Consider the following 18,697-nt stretch of genomic DNA (forward strand, 5'->3'; position numbering starts at 1 on the left):
TCGAAACAGGTAATAATAGTATCTTCATGCTGATGAATTAAAGAAGACCGTGACCACTACACTGCACTGGCAAGAACGGGTTGGGAATCAAAGAGATTGGGTTTGGCGGGGCTGGCAAACCCGCTATACTTACATTCGCCCTAACCAAAATAACCACAAAACACAACCTCTGATTCTGTTACATGGCTTTGGCGCTTCCATTGGTCATTGGCGACATAATTTAGAAGTGTTGGCTGAACATCACACAGTTTACGCCATTGATATGCTGGGTTTTGGCGCTTCTGAAAAAGCCGCAGCTAATTACAGCATTGACTTGTGGGTTGAGCAAGTTTACGATTTTTGGAAAACTTTTATCCGTCAACCGGCGATTTTAGTAGGCAATTCCAACGGTTCACTGATTTCCATGGCCGCCGCCGCCGCTCATCCCGACATGGTGCTGGGTATAGTGATGATGAGTTTACCCGACCCTTCCCTAGAACAAGAAGTAATTCCTCCCGTGTTGCGGCCGCTTGTCAGAGCAATTAAAAATGTGGTCGCTTCGCCATTAGTTCTTAAACCTGTGTTTAACTTCGTGCGCCGTCCAGGGGTGCTGCGTCGCTGGGCTAGTCTTGCCTACGCTAACCCAGAGGCGATTACCGATGAACTTATAGAAATTTTAGCTGGGCCTCCCCAAGACAGAGGTTCAGCTAGGGCTTTTAGTGCTTTGTTCAAAGCTGCGATCGGTATTAACTTTAGTCCCAGCGTTAAGACAGTATTACCAACCTTAACAATTCCGATGTTGTTAATTTGGGGACAAAAGGATCGGTTTGTTCCCCCAGCCCTTGCGAATCGATTTGCCCAGTACAACCAAAAATTGGAAGTGCTGAATTTAGCAGACGTGGGTCATTGTCCCCATGATGAATGTCCTGAGCAAGTCAACCAAGCTATTGTAGATTGGATAGAGAGATGGGTTAGCGTAGGCGTAGCCCGCCGTAGGCATCGCCAACCCCCTTACACTTTCCCAGCTTTGCCGGAAATTGTCTAAGAGGGCCTTTACTTATACCGCCCATTCATCAGCTAGCATTGTCGGCGACTCTTTGAAGAGATAGATATGAGGCTTTTGTTATGCAATGGGAGCGATCGCGCCACCCAATATCCTTGCTACCATTGAATTGTGAATTACTTAACACCTAGCCAATCGTGGCTTGGTTAGTGTCAACATCTGTAGCCCCATTCACAGAACTAGCTACAGAAATCATTTTATTAAGGATTTCTTGACTGGGAACTTTGCCTTTCAATACTACAGTACTACCCGTTTGAGCAACCCAAAGGGTATCAACATCATCAAGTTGGGGATCTTGATCGAATGCCAACGCTACCCGCTTTGCCAACCCACTTTGGTCATATTCACCACTTAAACCCAGACGTTCTGGAGGTATTGATTGAGTAGCTGTAGGAGCAGCGTTACTACTAGGAGCTTGTGCTATTGACTGCGGAGTAGGATTTACTTCTGCATTTTGAGGTTTTTCCATTCCAAATAGTCTTTTTAACCAACCCATAAAAATTTTCTCCTAATTAGAGGCTTATTGAGTGGAGTATAAAAGCTTTACGAAAATGCCGCATCTACCAATGAAAAGATATGCATTCCATAAAATTCCTCCTTGCAGGATAATTTCTGTCCAATTTTTTATTTCTAGAGAATGCAATGAGTGCAACTATTGAGTTTACAATAAAAAATCGCACTAATAATTAGTGCAGTAGTACGCTAAAACAGAAATAGACATACATTTGACAAAATGTCAAGAGTTTGTAACTCAATGAATTTTGAATTTTGAATGAGTGAATTCTGCAAAGCAGTACTTATTTCTTCGTTCCTCAAATCCTGTTCTAGCCTCTGTTGGCGAAGATGAAACATACCCTTTCAGTTCTCGTAGAAGATGAGGCGGGTGTTCTTTCCCGCATTTCTGGTTTATTCGCCCGTCGTGGTTTTAATATTGAAAGCCTTGCTGTTGGCCCTGCTGAACAGGGAGGAGTCTCCCGAATTACAATGGTTGTACCTGGTGACGATCGTGTGATCGAGCAACTCACCAAGCAACTATACAAGTTAGTTAATGTCCTCAAGGTACAGGATATTACCGAAACTCCTTGCGTCGAGCGAGAATTGATGCTTTTGAAAGTAAATGCTAGTAGCAGCAATCGCTCAGAAGTGATTGAACTGTCTCAGATTTTCCGGGCGCGAGTCGTGGATGTAGCAGAAGATTCTCTCACCTTAGAAGTTGTGGGAGATCCAGGTAAAATGGTAGCGATCGTGCAGGTGTTGCAAAAATTTGGTTTAAGAGAAATCGCCCGCACTGGCAAAATTGCCTTGACTCGTGAGTCAGGCGTGAATACCGAGTTACTCAAATCTTTGGAAGCAAAAGTTTAGTTGGGATTTTAATCAGCACATAAATCAAAGACAGCAGAAGTTATAGTGGCAATTGTTACTATGACTTTTGCTGAAGGACTATAAATATAAAAAATTGCAGGAAAATTTAGAGTGATAGCTCAATCGAACGCTGAGAGGATGTTTGAAAAGTATTATGCGAAACGCAACAGTCAAAGTCATCAAAGACCTAACCTCTTGACCCTCTTCCCGACGCAAAAAGGCGGAATTCAAAGCCTATCGACCTTTCGGGGAGAGGAATGGAAGCGGGGTTTATAGTATAATTAACAACTTTAAAATATTCTTAACCGAGTAGTATTACAATATTTCATTAATCAAATTTTCAATGAATTTTGGGACAATAATTTCTCAATTTTTTCATATATTTAAATTTATACTTATAAATTTAAATTGAATTTTCTCGTTTAAATTTAGACACTTTTATTTTAAAAATATAGAGATTGAATTAGTTGATTATTAGTCTTGATTGCAATTTAGATACCTTTCTTTTGCTCTCAATAAGTATTGATATTGAAATTCTCTACATTTATTGCAATATTATTTAAGTATAAACTTATACTAGGAGTTTCTAAATAATTTGGCACCATAAATAAAACTATGTAATATTAATAAACTAGGCTCAAACCCTTATATCTATTGCCTGTTGCCTATTTCCTATTGTCTGATCTCAACGACAATTATTTACGCCCACTTACTTATGCAGGCTGAGGGAAATCGAGTTTTTTGACTGGTGTACACTGTAGCCAATACATCAGGGAAATTAAGAGAGATAATTTAACTTGTGTGTACACCATAGTCAAAACAGGAAGAGGAATGGAAGGAGGTTTTGCAGATAAGACTGAAAAATCGCCTTCTCCATAGGTATGTTGAGAAATTCATCATTACTTTGGCTAAAAATTGGATGTTTTCCTATATATTCAAGTAGATGTAATTTTTTACGTATAAACATAATTTATACTTATTACTATCTCTGCTGTGTATATAGTATCAAAATTAACATCAAACCAAAATTTAGTTTCCCAAGGAATTAACAATATGAACTCACCTGAAGAATACATCAATAATAATTCATCAAATATAGAAAAACAGGGATCGAATGCAAACATAAATGAGTTGCAATTTAGTAATAACAGCATGAGTGAAGGTAGAAACTTAGATAAAGTTAGAGAAATTCTTTTTGGCAATCAAATACGGGATACGGAAAGAAGGTTTACCCGTCTAGAAGAACGTCTAATTAAGGAATTGGGCAACGTGCGAGATGAAACAAGAAAACGTCTAGATGCTTTAGAAATTTATATTAAACAAGAAGTTGATTCTTTAACGCAGCGCCTAAAAAATGAGCAGGTAGAGCGTGACTCTCAGGTAAAATCAGTTGCTGAAGAAAGTAAAAGCATAATTATATCTTTAGAAAAAAAGATTAGTCAATTTGATGAACAAGCGACTAATAGTCAACGAGAGCTGCGCGAGCAGATTCTCAACCAATCTAAAAGCTTACAAGATGAAATACAACAAAAATCTCAGGAAATCGTAGCTTTAATAGAACGGGAAGCTCAAGAACTTCGCAGAGAGAAAACGGATCGTTCAAATCTTGCTGCTATGTTTACAGAGTTAGCTATCCGGCTGAATACAGAAAATAAGTCTTGAGATAAGAAGTTGTTTGAAAATTCTTTACTATGAATTTTAGCACTTTTATATTCTCCCTACCCCTATTAGAAAGGATAATTTAAAAGAAGTTAAAAGTTTTAATACAAACAATAATACTTTCCAAAGATCCTCTACTCTAAGGGTTAAAAGATTTTTATCTATCGGCACATCTCTTCTGTTGACAACAGAATGCTACTTGATGATAAATTGTGAATTGGGGAATTTTGGTAATGAATGACTATTCAAAAAATCCAATACCGAAAGCATCCTCTGAAGGTTTGAACAGCAACAACCAAACCTTCGAACTTAATGATGAACTAACTATACTCCGTAGTTTGCTTCTGGATATTGAGCCAACTAAACTTAAAACACTTTATGAGCGATTAGAAAATCCTCAAATTCTACCAGAAGATATTAGCAAGATGCTTCCAGAAGCAGTTATCTTGCGCTCAAAGCAAGATAAACAACTTGGGGAGGTAATGGTATCAACTGTAGAAAATGCCATTGAAGTTTCTGTTAAACAAGACCACAATGTGCTTGCAGATGCATTATTTCCAGTTATTGCGCCAGCTACTCGCAAGGCGATTTCCACGGCTCTTGAGGAAATGATGCAATCTATGAATCAAACTCTGGAACATAGCTTGTCTCCACAGAGCTTCAAATGGAGACTAGAAGCGCAACGCACAGGAAAATCATTTGCGGAAATTGTGCTGTTACGGACGCTAGTTTATCAAGTGGAACAAATATTTTTGATTCATAAAAAATCGGGATTATTGCTGCAACATTTAGTAACAACGCAGGTAACAATTCAAGATCCAGATTTAGTAGCTGCGATGTTGACAGCTATCCAGGATTTTGTCAAAGATTCCTTTAGGGTACAAAAAGTAGATGGACTAAAAAGTTTACGCTTTGGAGAAGTAATGATTTGGATTGAAGAGGGACCACAAGCTCTAGTAGCAGCGATGATTCGAGGGAATCCTCCCCAAGAATTAAGGTTAGTTTTGCAACAAGCGATAGAAAAAATTCACCTGAAGCTAGGTAGAGAAATTCAAAATTTTACAGGGGAAACAGAAGCATTTCAGGCCAGCCAGCCTTATTTAGAAGCTTGTCTGGTAGTTCAGTATAAATCTACTCCTAAAAAAAATTATACCTATGCCTGGGCTTTCTTGGGTGCGATCGCGATCGCTTGTGGGACTTGGGGCTTTTTTGCCATAAGAGAACAACTTCGTTGGCAAGCATATCTCCAAAAAATCAACTCTCAGCCAGGAATTGTTGTGATTAACACCAAGCAAGCTTTTGGCAAATATTTTATTTCGGGAATGCGCGATCCCTTAGCAGTAGATCCTAATACACTAATACAACAAACAAATCTTGATCCCAAAATAGTAATTAGTCAGTGGCAACCTTATCTGTCTTTAGAGCCAGAATTTACTGCCAAAAGAGTTGAAAAATTGTTGCATCCTCCCCAAACTGTATCATTAAAGATTGATAATAACGGTATTCTTAATGCAACTGGTTATGCACCCCATAAATGGATTTTAGAAGCACGGAAATTATGGACATTTATTCCTGGTATCGCCCAATTCCAAGACCAAAAACTCGTAGAAATAGAACTTAGCGAGTTGGAGTTATCCAAAAGACAGATAGAAAAAGAAATATTTTTTTTCGCAGAAGGAACAACCGAGTTCATGCCTGGGGAAGTTGACAAATTACCTAATTTATTTATATCAATCCGAAAATGTTTAGATATTGCCAAGTATTTGGATAAAAATGTGCAGATTCAAATAATTGGACATACTAATAGTGCTGGAACAGAACGAAGAAATAGACCACTCAGTCAAGCCCGCGCTAATAAAATTCTATCTTATTTAAAATCCCAAGAAATCAAGACAAACCAATTTCAAGCACTAACTGTAAGTTCTAGCCTAACTTTCCAGCCAGAATTAACGCCAGAATCTAAAAAATTTAATCGGAGAGTATCTTTCAAAGTATTAATGAATAATACCTCTAAATAAAGTTATATCAATTTATGGTTATCCAAAAAAAAATTTGTATGATAGGTGCATTTGCTACAGGTAAAACTAGTTTGGTAGCAATGTTTGTCCACAGTATTTTTTCCGAAAAATATCATACTACTGTGGGTGTAAAAATTGATAAAAAAACTATAGATATTCAAGATAAAAAATTAAACCTTATCCTTTGGGATATCTATGGAGAAGATGAGTTTCAAGAATTACAAATGTCTTATTTGCGAGGTTCTTCTGGCTATTTATTAGTTGTAGATGGTACCAGATATAATACTTTACAAAAAGCTTTTGATCTACAAATAAAAATAGAAGATGCCATTGGTCAGGTTCCCTTTATTTTAGTCATAAATAAATTGGATATAACGGATGAATGGGAAATTGAATCTGCTGAGATAGATGATGTTATACAAAAAGGTTGGACTGTGATTAAAACAAGTGCCAAACATGGTATTGGTGTAGAAGAAGCTTTTCAAACTCTCGCTAAAAAAATATTGGATTGCTAAATGTTGAATGTTCCTGTTTTTGTAATTGCCTATATTCTAAATTTGCTAACAGCAGAGTCTTCTCTTGGCTATCTGTTGGTTAATAAAGATGGTAGCCTCTTGACTTGGGGTGGAAAGTTGGCAGCTTATGGAATTACTAACCTCCATAAAGGCAAAAATGCAAAAGAGCAAGTTGTTTTTCTAGAAGGGTTACTACCATTAGATGATACTTCCATATTTCTACCATTGATCCAAACAGAGTATGGCAGTTGTGTAGATGTTCATATATTACCGACGAAAGAAGCAGATTGGGTATTACTGTTAGATAGTAGCTGTGATAGAGATTACCTCTTTCCTATTCAGCAAAAAGCAAATGATTTCAGACTATTACACGAAAAATTAAATAGAAAGTTAAATTACTAACCTAAAGTCAAAATTATTGATTGTATCAGGTTTAACTCATGAATACATCGATCACGAATGATATGCTCACGGCTTTGAACATTCTGGTGTTAGAGAAAATTGATGCAGGTTTATTTAAAATTATTGGTAATTTACCTGATTGGTTAAATCAATTTTCTTGTAAGATTTTAGCATCAGGAATGAATATCTCAATACCGCAGGAAGAGTTTTCTTTTTTAAATAATTTTTTAATTGATGCCGAAAAATTTTGGATGAACAATAATACTAAAAAACTCAGTTCAGGTTTATGGACTGAAATAGATGCAGATGGACAAGAATATCAATTTAAAGCTTATGCAATTTGTGTGAATAATAGAAAATTTTTATTGATCGAGGCTTTGGAAGATTCTGATCAAGAACAGCAGTCTGTTCTCCAAAAAGCTAGAGAATATCAATTGATTTATCAGCAATTACTTAAGGATAATCAAAAAAAAGATGTTCTAATTCATTGTCTTATCCATGATATAGCAGTAGAATTGAGCGCTATAAACTGCTGTTTTGCACTACTAGAATTTGAAAACTTAACGCCTAAAGGAAAAGAATATTTAGAAACTGGTATAAAGCAATGTCTAAAACAAGAGATGCTGATTAAAGATATTTTAGATGCTTTTTCTACTGAAGCAGCATTAACAGAAAATTCTCATATCTATATTGAAGAAGCACCTAATATCTTAAGTTCTATACAAGAGGTAATTGAATTTTCAAAACTGAACTTTGCCCTTAATAATATACAATTACAGCTTGCTACCAATATTGATATGACAACAGACTGGACAGTTATGGCAGATAAATCTCGTCTAGATAGAGTGATTTCTAATCTAGTAGAAAATGCTTATAGATATAGTAAACCAGATTCTATTGTAACTATCGATCTACAACTGGATGGGCAATATATTTTATTTACTATAGATGACTGTGGTTTGGGTGTACTGCCAGAAATGGAAAAGAATTTATTTCAAAAGTTTTCTCAAGGCAAAGGTAAATCAGGGAGAGCTGGCTTAGGTCTTTATTTTTGTAGAATCACACTTGAATGCTGGGGAGGTATGATTGGTTATTTACCTCGTCTTGAAGGTGGTTCTAGATTTTGGTTCCGCTTGCCAAGACTAGCATCAGTGATGAGTTAAGAAGTGTCCCCAGTTAATAATATTAATTACTTCTAATCGTGTGCTACTTCAGATAAATTAGCAAATTCAATCCCGGAATTGTCCGAGAAAGAGTCCACAAAACAAGAGTAATGTAAATTACACCTAAACTCCATTCATACCAAGCAAGTGCAGAGATGATGCCTGGTAAGTGTTCGTCTCGCAGGCGAATGTCGTTAAATCCTAATTTCACTAAGTTGTTGAGACTAAAATCATAGTAGTTGAGCCAGTTCCAACGGCGATCGCTCAGTAGAGGCATATATCGTTCACGAAATGTCTGATTTCTTGGTATCACTGGTAAACGCCCAATCAACAATCGTAACTGGCGAAATGTGCCATCTTCGGTGAAGTAAGAAACGTTCATTAAATCGTGATAACGACCTTGTTGGTAAAGTCGGAGCAATAATACTAGCGGTACGGGGACAAGAATTATGAAAAGACACCCCAATGTCAGCCAAGGCTGTTGAGCATTGCGAAAGATGGCTAGTAAGCTCAAGAATTCTAAAACGCTAAAACTGACTAATATCGCAATGGTTTCGTAGGATGTGGGAATAATTGGTACGGGATGTAGGCGGCGATAGCGATCCACTAACCAAAATAGTAAGCCAAAATAGGCGATCGCAACTCCTCCCACGCCAAACACTAACCAAAAATTTGTCCCATAGCCACTCAACAACAGCAGTACACTCAATCCCAACCAACTCCAAGCTTGCAGTAACCACCCACCAATAGAAAGGAGTTCGCCAACAATTAAGCGAGAGCTAAGTTGAGTATATTTTTCTAAATCGATGTCTGCTAAGGTCAATAACTCACTACTGTTGCGAAAGGATTTGACTAGACGACGCTGGGCGATCGCTGCGGCTTGAGTTGGAGAAAAACCCAGTTTAATCAAACTTGCAACACTTGCACTATTAATATTTGTAGCTGTCAAACGGCGGCTCATTTCTATTAATCGCAGCTGTTGTTTGGTGTATTCCAGTTCATTAGCATCGGCAACTTGTTGTTGCTGACGGAAATTTTGCCCCAAATTCCGCAAGATATTTTGATTACCTTGCAATGTAGGAATGCAGAACATCTTCCCAATTTGACCGGGATTACCTAATATTTTTGCTTGGTTAGAGTTAAAAGTTAAACCAGGTACGCTTAGACAAGCTTCTGTAGAAAACCTAGCATCGCTAAAATCTGCTTGGTTGAGAATACTTGCACCTTGTAAATTAACTGATTGATTAAACTCTACTTCTCGAAATATAACAGCTTGTTCAAAAGTCGCATCTGCTAAAAGGAGAAACTGATTAAAATTTGCTTTAGTAAACTGGGCTTGATTGGCAAAGTGGACATCAGAAAAATCAGCATTTTCTTGCCATTGCACACTACTAAATTTAGCCAATTGCTTAAAAGTTGCTTGGTTGAAGTTAGCAATCTTTTCAAAGATACTCCCCTGAAAATCAGCGAATTCCTGAAATTGGGTTTGTTTAAAATTAGCTTTTTCAAAAAAAATACTGCCCTGAAAATTGCTTGGTTGCTTAAATTTAGTACCACTAAAGCTGACGGGGCGACCAAACCGGGTTTCAGCCCAATTCGTGGATTGGAGAAAAGTTGCACCTTGAGCATCCACAGACTGAAGAAAGAATGTATTAGAGAACTTCATTTCGCCATTGAAGCGAGTTTGCACGAGTTTCAAGACACCACGAAAGACGGCAATTTCACTGGATGGGGTTGGCTCTCTTCCCAAAAGCGATCGACAATCTTTGGAGTTGGCTAGTGATTCTAGACAAATAAAGCGCAAACGCTCTAGTTCTTCTTTTTCAGTAGCTGTGAAAATCGGAGCAATAGCTTGCGCGTATAAGGAGGTTCTTAAACCCAAATCGCTGCCCACAAAATCCCCTAAAATTAGGGCATAGCTGAGGTCTAAACCCAGAGGTTTTGTACCTAGCTCTTTTCGCAGCATTTGGTAAAAAGCATCACGGAAGCTAGCGTTTTCGGGGCGCAAATCAATCACCATCTTCTGCAAATCTACCGTAAAATTGCCTTCGCGGAGTGTTGGTGTGCGTAGACGTTCTTGTAATAGTTCCAGCGTTAAAGGTGTACGTTCTGGTTGTGTCTGCGCTGCGAAACTAGGTAGGGGGAAGAGGAGAAGAATTAAAAAAACGCAAAGGAACGCGTTTACGAAGCCTCTCGTAGAGAAGGAAAGTGCAGAGGAGCCCAGAGAAAGCACTCTGCATACATTTGCGTTTAACCTCTGCGTGCATCCGCGTTTAAAAAATAAATTATGCAAATTGTTCGATCATTCGTCGCTAATCAGTAGAACAATTTTACCCGTCACAGAACCGCTTTCAATTAGTTGGTGAGCCTTAGCCGCTTCTTGCAAAGGAAACTTATGACTAACATGAATTTTTAACTTTCCTTCATCGATCCAGGTGGCACATTGTTCGAGAATTTCTGCATGGTGCTGGAGGCTGTCTTCCAATCCGAGCAACGCTGGTGTCAGCATTAATTCTAAACCAATGCGGAGATTGCGTAATCTTGCAGTTTTCCAAACAGTATTGGCATCTGGTTCGAGAATTGTCACAATATCACCATATACTCGCACTGCGGGGAAAGTTTTGTGAAAGGTTTCGCCGCCTACGGTATCAAAAGCCAAGTCTACGCCTTCGCCGCCAGTCCAATCTAATACCGCTTGCACAAAGTCTGTTTGTTTGTAAAAAATTATATGATCAGCACCGAGTTCTTTGACGAAATTAGCCTTTTCTTCAGTTCCCACTGTGGTAGAAACAGTAGCACCTTTGAGTTTCGCCAATTGAATTGCTACATGACCGACACCACCAGCACCCGCATGAATGAAAACCCGTTCCCCAGGTGACAATCGTCCCCGTTCGTATAAAGCTTCCCAGGCGGTAATTAATACTAAAGGCGCTGCGGCTGCTTCAGCAAAGGAGATAGAGGCAGGTTTACGTGCCACAAACCGCTCATCTACAACAGTATATTCAGCATAATTGCCTTGGTGTGCGCCCAAGCCGCCATAGCAAAAATATACTTCATCATCTGGACGAAAGCGCTGAACACCAGCACCCACAGCCTCAACTACACCAGCACCATCACATCCTAAAATTGTCGGCGTGCGATCGGGGTAGAAAGTGCCTCGGCTACGAAGTTTAGTGTCAATGGGGTTAATGCCAGCCGCCACCAAACGCACTAAAAGTTCAGTATTCTCTACGGGAACCGCAGGGTTTGGCACTTCCTGTACTTGCAGAACTTCAGGACTGCCAGCTGCTGTCATCAAGACTGCTTTCACTATTCTTTCCTCCTGGCTTTAGATGCACGTTCTTATGCAACTTTAGCGCAAGAGAGTAGACACAAAGTTATGTCTGAAGGAAAACTGCTGTAACTAAGTAAGTTGGCGTGAAAAAACTAAATATGTTACGAAACGTAAATAGGCTTAAAACCCTTACTAATGACCAATGACAGCCTTAGCCAGTTAGCTTCAATTTCGCCGACCTACTTATAAGAGTGTGGACTCTAGCGTAGAGGACGTAAATTCACTCGAATAAATCTTAATACTCAGGTAAAAGATAGAATGGTAGGTTTTTTACAGTTTATCTATCGATAGGTACTGGATAAAAATTTCCAAGTAGTCTTACTTCCTCCTTCTAAAGACGAGGAAGAGTTCGCCGCCGCAGTACTTCTTACGGTGGAAAGCCTTCTATTGTTTTTCCTGTAATTCTTTCCTCATTTCTCGGCTCCCTTGCGTCCATCGCCTTTCTCTCCTTTGAGTAATGATAAAGACTCTACGCTCCCTTCTTTTCTACGCAGCTTTAACTACTATTGCTTTGGTAGCTGTAGTCACAACTCAGTTAGTAACTACCCAAAAAACTCCTGCGATCGCTAACATTACACCTACCGTTATTCATTCGTTTAATAGCAGTAATAAGTCCGATGGTTCCACTTCAGACGCAAAATCTGTACAAAACAGCGATGGTAAGCTTTACGGTACGAGGTACGGGGGAGGCGCAAATGATAAAGACCTGATTTTTAGGGTTCCTCCTAATGATAGTAATTTCAACCTTTTCAATTTGTTTAGGGAGAAGGATGGTCAAAGGACTAATCCTAAAATTGCGGCTACCCAATCTACCACGAGCGTGTACGTCTACGTGTCTCCCACGGGAAGCGACACCGGAGGCGATGGATCGCTAGGCAAGCCATTGAGGACGTTGGCGTATGCAGCAAAACGAGTTCAACCGAATCAAAACTACACGATTTACCTCAACCCAGGTGTCTATAAGGAAACGGAAGCGACGGTACTTCCGCCGGGAGTGAATATCGAGGGAGCAGGTGAATCAAGCGTGACTATCACTAGCAACGGTGCGATTCCTGCTCCAGGAATAAACACAGGTAGCACCGACTGGAGTCTTTTGCATTATGGAAGTATTATTCAGCTTGTCTCGCCTAGTTACTCCGGCTCGAGCCCTAGGTACGGGGCTCCTTCCGAGATGATTGAGGCTACAGACGGCAATCAGGCCTTAAGCGGCTTCACCATAGATGGGAACAGCAAGGCCATCAAAGCCGGTGTCTGGGTGGAAAATCGTAATAACGTGACTATGCATAATGTCACGTTCAAAGATTTCCAGCACAGCGGTGCAGTTTTTACCCGTGGCAATATGTGGTGGTTTGTCCCGCTTCCAGACGGAAAGTGGATGAAGAACACAACGATATATGATTGCAAGTTTATTAACTCCGCAGCGGATGGAGTATCGGGAGGATCTACCGGTAACTTGAGACTTGGAGGGCTGGATGGCGCTGACATCTACAACATTACTATCCGAGAAAATAAAGGATACGGCATCAAGTTCATGCATGTAGGTCATATACGTAACGTGAAGATTCACGATTGCGACATCCAGGTTCCGGAAGTTGATTCCCAGTGGAGCGAGGATGCTTCCATTGAACTTTGGAATTTGAGTTATGGAAACGAAATCTACAACGTTACCTGTAATACGTGGTTATCGATGGTTAATCATGCAGTAATGAATGATTACCAGCCGACAGCTACACACCCAAGCAATCTCAAGATGCGAAACGTAAGAATAAAAGATATTGACGGACAGAGTGTTAAGGAGTCAATTGAGGTTGCCTTGAGTGGAGTTGAGATATCCGACTCCTACTTTCAGGATAAGGGCTTCGGTATTGCGATCTGGGGAGGGAAAGCATGGGGCGGGAGTATAGAAAATCACAACATTAACATCCACAATAATATTTTCGCAAATGTTGCTCGTAAAGTTCAATTTGGTTTCGGGAACAGTGCTGCCGTCTTCATTCCCGATTCAGCTTCCAACATCCAGATTCACAACAACGTGTTCGATACCTTAGGGAATAGCCTACAGCTCGACTCCGCAGACAAAATATCGATCAAAAATAATGTGTTCTTGAACTCTCAAGGAGACGATGTGCAAGGAGGTAACAACATTGCTTTCACTAATAATCTCCGCAGGAATACGAACCCAGCAAAACCAACTTGGCAGATCCGATTCGCGGTTAATGCGACAAACATCCAGGGCGATCCAAGATTTACAGGTACGGGCGATCGTTGGAACTCTTACTACAAGTCGGCTTCGTCACGCAGTCTTGTGGTGGATAGAGGAACTAATGTAGGACTTCCTTACTCTGGTTCGGCACCTGACATCGGTCGATGGGAGTGGTAACAATACTAGTTGGGTTTTGGGGGAAAGGGAAAAGGTTAAAAGGGAAAAAAACCGCGAAACATTATGTTTCACGGTTTTCAGTGTGGTGTAAGGAGCTTAACTAAATCTCATCATAAAGTAACAGCCGAACAACAACGCACTGGTAACAATTTTGGTAACAGACTTTTTTAACGGCTTTAGAGCAAAGCACCACCACAACTAGAACCACACCCAGCAGTACAACCATAGCAATAAGCAGCAGTTTGGATCTCACTAATTAGGTCTAGACTGCCAGCTTCTAGCAATTTGCTAACTGTTAGCGGTTCAGAATTACCAGTTTTTGCAGGCAAATTCATCATCTGGTTAAAGTCACAATCATATACATTTCCTAGATAGTCAATTGAAAGTTGATCGCGGCACATCAAATGTTCAACTGTGCCAGGATTAAAATTTGACTCTAAAAACTGCAAATAGTTATTGTGTAGTTTTCTCCGTTCTAAATGTATTTTGGTTCTACCAACTGGTAGGTTGATAATGGTGAAGAGGTTGTTAAATACAATATTAAAATGTTCTTGCAAGAACATTTTGTAATCTTCTTCTAGGTTAGTCTGTTCGGGAGCTAAGGAGAATTGTTCAGTAGTCGGTAACTGGGGATTAAATACCAAGTCTAAAATTAAATTTTTCTCTTTGCCATAGCCGAGTTTATTAAGCCATTGCAAAGCTTTGACTGAACTATCAAAAACGCCAGAACCGCGCATTTTATCAACATTATCTGCTAAATAGCATGGTAGTGAAGCCACAACTCTTATTTGGTGTTGAGCAAAATATTCTGGTAAATCAGCAAATCCATCTTCAAAATAAATAGTCAAATTAGACCGGACAATCACTTGCTTGCTGGTTGCTCTTGCTGCTTCTACTAATGGCTTAAATCCATAATTCATTTCTGGTGCGCCACCAGTCAAATCCACAATTTTAATTTCGGGAAATTTATGGATTAGCGAAATCAATTGTTCGCAAACTTCAGGAGAAAGTTCTTCTGTACGTTTTGGCCCAGCTTCGACATGACAGTGTGTACAGGCAAGGTTACAACGCTTACCTAGATTAATTTGTAAAATAGCAATCCCCTTTTTTGTCAAAGGGAAATTTAGTTTATTTTTAAATGGTGTAACTTTTGATTGAGTTTGCATTAGCTACTATCCCTTAAATATGGCAAATATGACAAAAATTTATTCAATTTTTTTAACCTTGTAATAATCTGTAAATTATTCCACTAATAATTGCAGCAGTAGGTAAAGTTAAAATCCACGATAATAGTATCTGATAAAAAACACGCATATTGGCTTTTTTGTCAGTCAAACCGACTCCAAAAATAGAACCAACTGACACATGAGTGGTGGAAATAGGAAGTCCAAACAGACTAGCTGCAATCACTAGAATTCCAGTTACTATATTTGCTGATAAGCCTTGAGGATGATTCAATGAGGTAATTTTTTCACTCATGGTGACAGCAACTTTTTGGGAGTTGAGTAAACCGCCAAGTGCCATTGCGATCGCAATTGTGATCATTCCTCCCTGAACCGAAAAATACTCAATAACTAGAATGAGTGAGGAAATCTTGGGAGTATCATTTAATCCTCTAGCAAAACTCACAACTCCAGCGCTGAGAAAATGGCAAGTATCAATCATTTTCTGATTGACTGGTAGGTTCCATTTAGAATTGATATAGCCAGATAAGCTGTAAATTCCTGCTCCGAAGGGAATAGCCACGATCGGACTGAGAAATAAAGGCAAAACAAAGGAAGTTCCCAAAACGGCAAAATTAACTTTGAGTCCGATCGCAACTAATCCAGCGCCAACCAGCGCACCTGTTAAACTGTGAGTTGTGGAAATGGGAAACCCCATAAGGGTGGCTATCAGTACAGTTAGACCAGTTGCGATCGCAACTGCGAGATGAAATTCTGGTGCATTAGCGATCGCATCAGGCACTAGTCCTTTACCAGAGAAGTTTTTAATTAGTGTACTTGCCAAAAAAGTTGCAGTTGCTGCACCACCTAAAGTTGTGAAAGTTGCCCACAAAATTGCTGTTTGATAGCTGCTAGTTCGGCTACCAAACAACGTTGCTACCCCTTTAAAGTTGTCATTGGCACCATTAGAATATGCTAAAAAAAGCGTAGCGATGAATAAACTAATTAACAGCATTTTGCGGTTTATAACGAAGAAGTCAAAATCAAGAATGCAGCGAGTAAAATATTCAAATTGTGCATTCATTTTCCAGTCGCACAGAATTACGAATAATTCTGGCTACTGAAACTTGAATTCTTTTTTAAAAAATTAACAGTAACCACCACCGCTATAGTACCAGGTTGAATTGGTAACAATTATTTCTGCTGGCTTGATAGCCGCAAGTTTAGCAGCAGTTTTATCACATACTGCTGCGGGAATACCTCGCTGGAGTAAATGTCCTGCTGAGTCATCGAAGAAGGGTTCCGAGCCAGCATAAATTGCTGTTTTTCCCGTGAAAATACAAGCACCATCTTCTGGAATATCAACTTTAAAGGAGACAGAATCCAGGCTTTCTAAAAGTAGGTGTTCTTCTAAATTATAAGTCTGAGAATCTAGTAGACGATAAGGACGACGGGCGCGAATTTCAACTTGACCAAAGCCAGCTTTTGTAATCCGTTGAGTATACTCTTGATATGTGAGTGCGCCTGATAAACACATGGCTCTAAGTCGTTCATCTTGTTGAAGATGTGCTGGAATTTGACTAGTGGCAATTGGATCGCTCATCTGCAAACGTCCGCCTGCTTTTAATACCCGATAAGCTTCTTTTAAAGCACGGTTTAAATCTTCTGGTTCAAAGATGTTGAAAAGGCAATTCTGCGCCACGATATCGACGCTAGCATCAGCAACAGGTAAGTTAAAAGCATCGCCTTCGCGGATTTCTACAAAACTGGTGTCAAACCACGGGTTTTCTTGAGCAGCAATTTCCAGATTGCGTGCGGCTGCTTCCCGCATGGCCCCAACCGGTTCAACGGCAATTACAGCACCTGCATAGCGGGAAAAATAAGCGAATTGCAATGCTTCTAAGCCGCCACCAACGCCGACATAAAGCACAGTAGGCTGATTTCCTAGTTCGGTGGAGTGAACGGTAGTGCCACAACCATAGTTCATTTCCTGCATAACCAAAGGAATTTTCAACCCTGGTAATTGCAGGGGTGTACTTTGCACACAACAAAGTCCAACTTGCGGGGTTTCGGCAACTTCGCGGTAGAATTGCGCTGCTGTTTCTAGATAAGTCATGCAGTTTTAGATTTTTAGATGATGACAGCTTTGTGCATCCTAATATAATTAACCCTGAGTTGGATGAGTTCTTGCTCAGATTGCCAAAAACCCCAAATTTTCCTAGGATAGAAACTTTTATGGTTTTACCGTTGTTTAAACACTGGAAGAGGAGATGAGGAGGCAGGGAGAAGGGGACAAGGGGGAATTATTGCACAAGTCTCCCCCCTCTTCGTTGTCTCCCTTGTCTCTTCTTCATGTCCAATACCCAATACCCTATGCCCAAATTCAATCATGCAATGTGTAGCCGACACCACTCACAGTTTGAATGAGACACTTTTCGTTATTGGCTTCAAGTTTCAGACGCAGGTAGCGTATGTGAAGTTCGATGATGTTGGCATCGCTCATGAATTCGTAAGCCCAGACTTCTTGTAAAATGCGATCGCAGGTAATTAGCTGTCGTGGATGGGCCAGTAAATATTCGAGTAAATCAAATTCCTTAGCAGTTAACTCAATTAACCTTTGATCTCGGTACACTTGGCGCGTGCGACGATTTAAACTCAAGTCTTCAAATTCTAAAACATCTGCGCTGTCTACTTGCCAATTTCTTCGCAGGTGAGCGCCAACTCTGGCCAATAATTCATCAACGCTGAAGGGCTTAACGAGGTAATCATCAGCACCAGCGTCTAAGCCTACAATGCGATCGCTTACTTCATCTTTAACGGTTAATAATATTATTGGCAATTTATCACTAATATTTCGCAGATGGTGGCAAATTTCTGACCCCGATAAGCCAGGCAACACCCAGTCTACAATTACCAAATCTAGATGTAACTCACGCGCTGCGGTGAGTGCAGTTAATCCATCGTAGGCAATACTGACTTGATAGCCTTCATAATTTAATTCTAATTCGACAAATCGCGCCAGTTTGACTTCATCTTCAACCAGTAAGATGTGCGTCATGATGATGTTAATGATTTCAGCAGGGTACGGTAAGCAACAATACGGTCTGGAAACACTTGAGCGAGGTGCCAGCTACTGACATAGCCAAACATCTAAATTAGGTGTACGTTAGCTTAGTATAAACCCGAGTAAGTAAACAACAGTATATTTGCAAATACCAATGGCTGCTTGATTAAGGAACATCAAACTGACTATTAGCAATAGCTTGTGACATCTTCACCACATTTATCGGCAAGATAACAGAGCGCTTTGAAACGCAAACCAACTACTTCCTCGTATAGGGGATTTAATTTACACATCGGAGGTATATGAAATAGCTTCCGACCAAACAGTGTGATATCTTGCTCAAAGGGACACTGAGCAGGAATAGCTTTGCACAATAAATGAGCCAATTTAGAGTTATGAATTTCTATCTTTTCCAACCACTCACGCACTGGGTGTAGTAAATCATTGTGTGACCGTACTTGAATAAAGCTTGTCATAATTTTTCACCTTAATAATTTCAAACTAGATTGAGTTTGTTCTATTTGAACCTCTATAAATACATACACTTAGGTTCTATAGTTTTATGCACTGATTCCTAGTTCGTTCGTTCTCTACA

The 18,697-nt window shown here is 39.7% G+C and carries 16 protein-coding genes; 8 read left to right on the plus strand and 8 right to left on the minus strand.

The features are described 5' to 3' along the window. Window positions 1–49: 49 nt before the first annotated feature. Window positions 50–1,024: an alpha/beta fold hydrolase gene (locus FBB35_RS17085; protein ID WP_174710653.1), complete on the plus strand. Its 975-nt coding sequence runs from the start codon at window positions 50–52 to the stop codon at window positions 1,022–1,024. A 145-nt stretch (window positions 1,025–1,169) separates the two neighbouring features. Here FBB35_RS17085 and FBB35_RS17090 read toward each other — a convergent pair whose 3' ends face one another. After that, window positions 1,170–1,538, minus strand: coding sequence for a BON domain-containing protein (locus tag FBB35_RS17090; protein WP_174710654.1), 369 nt, complete (start codon window positions 1,536–1,538; stop codon window positions 1,170–1,172). A gap of 347 nt (window positions 1,539–1,885) precedes the next feature. Between FBB35_RS17090 and ilvN the strand changes: the two genes are divergently transcribed. The 6 genes from ilvN to FBB35_RS17120 all read left to right on the plus strand — a co-directional run bounded on the left by ilvN (window position 1,886) and on the right by FBB35_RS17120 (window position 8,161). Continuing rightward, window positions 1,886–2,404: an acetolactate synthase small subunit gene (ilvN, locus tag FBB35_RS17095; protein ID WP_012408560.1), complete on the plus strand. Its 519-nt coding sequence runs from the start codon at window positions 1,886–1,888 to the stop codon at window positions 2,402–2,404. A gap of 1,053 nt (window positions 2,405–3,457) precedes the next feature. Further along, window positions 3,458–4,066 (plus strand): hypothetical protein, encoded by a 609-nt coding sequence (locus tag FBB35_RS17100; protein ID WP_174710655.1) that lies wholly within the window; start codon window positions 3,458–3,460, stop codon window positions 4,064–4,066. A gap of 230 nt (window positions 4,067–4,296) precedes the next feature. Continuing rightward, window positions 4,297–6,081, plus strand: a complete 1,785-nt coding sequence (locus tag FBB35_RS17105) for an OmpA family protein (RefSeq protein WP_174710656.1) — start codon at window positions 4,297–4,299, stop codon at window positions 6,079–6,081. A 14-nt stretch (window positions 6,082–6,095) separates the two neighbouring features. Next, window positions 6,096–6,596 carry a Rab family GTPase gene (locus FBB35_RS17110; RefSeq protein WP_174710657.1) on the plus strand — a complete coding sequence of 167 codons (501 nt, stop codon included), beginning with the start codon at window positions 6,096–6,098 and terminating at the stop codon, window positions 6,594–6,596. Next, window positions 6,597–6,998: a hypothetical protein gene (locus FBB35_RS17115; protein WP_174710658.1), complete on the plus strand. Its 402-nt coding sequence runs from the start codon at window positions 6,597–6,599 to the stop codon at window positions 6,996–6,998. Between the two features lie 38 nt (window positions 6,999–7,036). Further along, window positions 7,037–8,161: a sensor histidine kinase KdpD gene (locus FBB35_RS17120; protein ID WP_174710659.1), complete on the plus strand. Its 1,125-nt coding sequence runs from the start codon at window positions 7,037–7,039 to the stop codon at window positions 8,159–8,161. A gap of 43 nt (window positions 8,162–8,204) precedes the next feature. On the opposite strand, the gene FBB35_RS17125 is transcribed toward FBB35_RS17120, so the two are convergent. Then, window positions 8,205–10,454 carry a pentapeptide repeat-containing protein gene (locus tag FBB35_RS17125; protein WP_174710660.1) on the minus strand — a complete coding sequence of 750 codons (2,250 nt, stop codon included), beginning with the start codon at window positions 10,452–10,454 and terminating at the stop codon, window positions 8,205–8,207. Window positions 10,455–10,463: 9 nt separating this feature from the next. After that, entirely contained in the window at window positions 10,464–11,471 is a 1,008-nt protein-coding gene (locus FBB35_RS17130) for a zinc-dependent alcohol dehydrogenase family protein (protein WP_174710661.1), read from the minus strand. Window positions 11,472–11,952: 481 nt separating this feature from the next. On the opposite strand from FBB35_RS17130, the gene FBB35_RS17135 reads away from it, so the two are divergent. After that, window positions 11,953–13,875 carry a right-handed parallel beta-helix repeat-containing protein gene (locus FBB35_RS17135; protein ID WP_174710662.1) on the plus strand — a complete coding sequence of 641 codons (1,923 nt, stop codon included), beginning with the start codon at window positions 11,953–11,955 and terminating at the stop codon, window positions 13,873–13,875. Between the two features lie 176 nt (window positions 13,876–14,051). Here the strand turns inward: FBB35_RS17135 and arsS are convergent, their stop codons facing one another. The 5 genes from arsS to FBB35_RS17160 all read right to left on the minus strand — a co-directional run bounded on the left by arsS (window position 14,052) and on the right by FBB35_RS17160 (window position 18,578). Next, window positions 14,052–15,041 carry an arsenosugar biosynthesis radical SAM (seleno)protein ArsS gene (gene arsS, locus FBB35_RS17140; protein ID WP_174710663.1) on the minus strand — a complete coding sequence of 330 codons (990 nt, stop codon included), beginning with the start codon at window positions 15,039–15,041 and terminating at the stop codon, window positions 14,052–14,054. Window positions 15,042–15,093: 52 nt separating this feature from the next. Then, complete coding sequence (locus FBB35_RS17145) at window positions 15,094–16,122, minus strand: inorganic phosphate transporter (protein ID WP_254625593.1); 1,029 nt, start codon at window positions 16,120–16,122, stop codon at window positions 15,094–15,096. Window positions 16,123–16,185: 63 nt separating this feature from the next. Continuing rightward, the gene (gene arsM / locus FBB35_RS17150; RefSeq protein WP_174710664.1) at window positions 16,186–17,154 is read right to left on the minus strand and encodes an arsenosugar biosynthesis arsenite methyltransferase ArsM; all 969 of its coding nucleotides are present in this window, start codon (window positions 17,152–17,154) and stop codon (window positions 16,186–16,188) included. Between the two features lie 267 nt (window positions 17,155–17,421). Continuing rightward, window positions 17,422–18,096, minus strand: a complete 675-nt coding sequence (locus FBB35_RS17155) for a response regulator transcription factor (RefSeq protein WP_174710665.1) — start codon at window positions 18,094–18,096, stop codon at window positions 17,422–17,424. 194 nt (window positions 18,097–18,290) lie between these two features. Then, the gene (locus FBB35_RS17160) at window positions 18,291–18,578 is read right to left on the minus strand and encodes a Mo-dependent nitrogenase C-terminal domain-containing protein (protein WP_174710666.1); all 288 of its coding nucleotides are present in this window, start codon (window positions 18,576–18,578) and stop codon (window positions 18,291–18,293) included. Between the last annotated feature and the right edge of the window lie 119 nt (window positions 18,579–18,697).

This window comes from Nostoc sp. TCL240-02, assembly GCF_013343235.1.
Lineage (GTDB): Bacteria > Cyanobacteriota > Cyanobacteriia > Cyanobacteriales > Nostocaceae > Nostoc.

Excerpts from the sequence above, each read along its gene's own strand:
- FBB35_RS17090 (WP_174710654.1), bottom strand. The coding sequence starts at position 1,538 with ATGGGTTGGTTAAAAAGACTATTTGGAATGGAAAAACCTCAAAATGCA.
- ilvN (WP_012408560.1), top strand. The coding sequence starts at position 1,886 with ATGAAACATACCCTTTCAGTTCTCGTAGAAGATGAGGCGGGTGTTCTT.
- FBB35_RS17100 (WP_174710655.1), top strand. The coding sequence starts at position 3,458 with ATGAACTCACCTGAAGAATACATCAATAATAATTCATCAAATATAGAA.
- FBB35_RS17105 (WP_174710656.1), top strand. The coding sequence starts at position 4,297 with ATGAATGACTATTCAAAAAATCCAATACCGAAAGCATCCTCTGAAGGT.
- FBB35_RS17110 (WP_174710657.1), top strand. The coding sequence starts at position 6,096 with ATGGTTATCCAAAAAAAAATTTGTATGATAGGTGCATTTGCTACAGGT.
- FBB35_RS17115 (WP_174710658.1), top strand. The coding sequence starts at position 6,597 with ATGTTGAATGTTCCTGTTTTTGTAATTGCCTATATTCTAAATTTGCTA.
- FBB35_RS17120 (WP_174710659.1), top strand. The coding sequence starts at position 7,037 with ATGAATACATCGATCACGAATGATATGCTCACGGCTTTGAACATTCTG.
- FBB35_RS17135 (WP_174710662.1), top strand. The coding sequence starts at position 11,953 with ATGATAAAGACTCTACGCTCCCTTCTTTTCTACGCAGCTTTAACTACT.
- arsS (WP_174710663.1), bottom strand. The coding sequence starts at position 15,041 with ATGCAAACTCAATCAAAAGTTACACCATTTAAAAATAAACTAAATTTC.
- FBB35_RS17145 (WP_254625593.1), bottom strand. The coding sequence starts at position 16,122 with ATGAATGCACAATTTGAATATTTTACTCGCTGCATTCTTGATTTTGAC.
- arsM (WP_174710664.1), bottom strand. The coding sequence starts at position 17,154 with ATGACTTATCTAGAAACAGCAGCGCAATTCTACCGCGAAGTTGCCGAA.
- FBB35_RS17155 (WP_174710665.1), bottom strand. The coding sequence starts at position 18,096 with ATGACGCACATCTTACTGGTTGAAGATGAAGTCAAACTGGCGCGATTT.
- FBB35_RS17160 (WP_174710666.1), bottom strand. The coding sequence starts at position 18,578 with ATGACAAGCTTTATTCAAGTACGGTCACACAATGATTTACTACACCCA.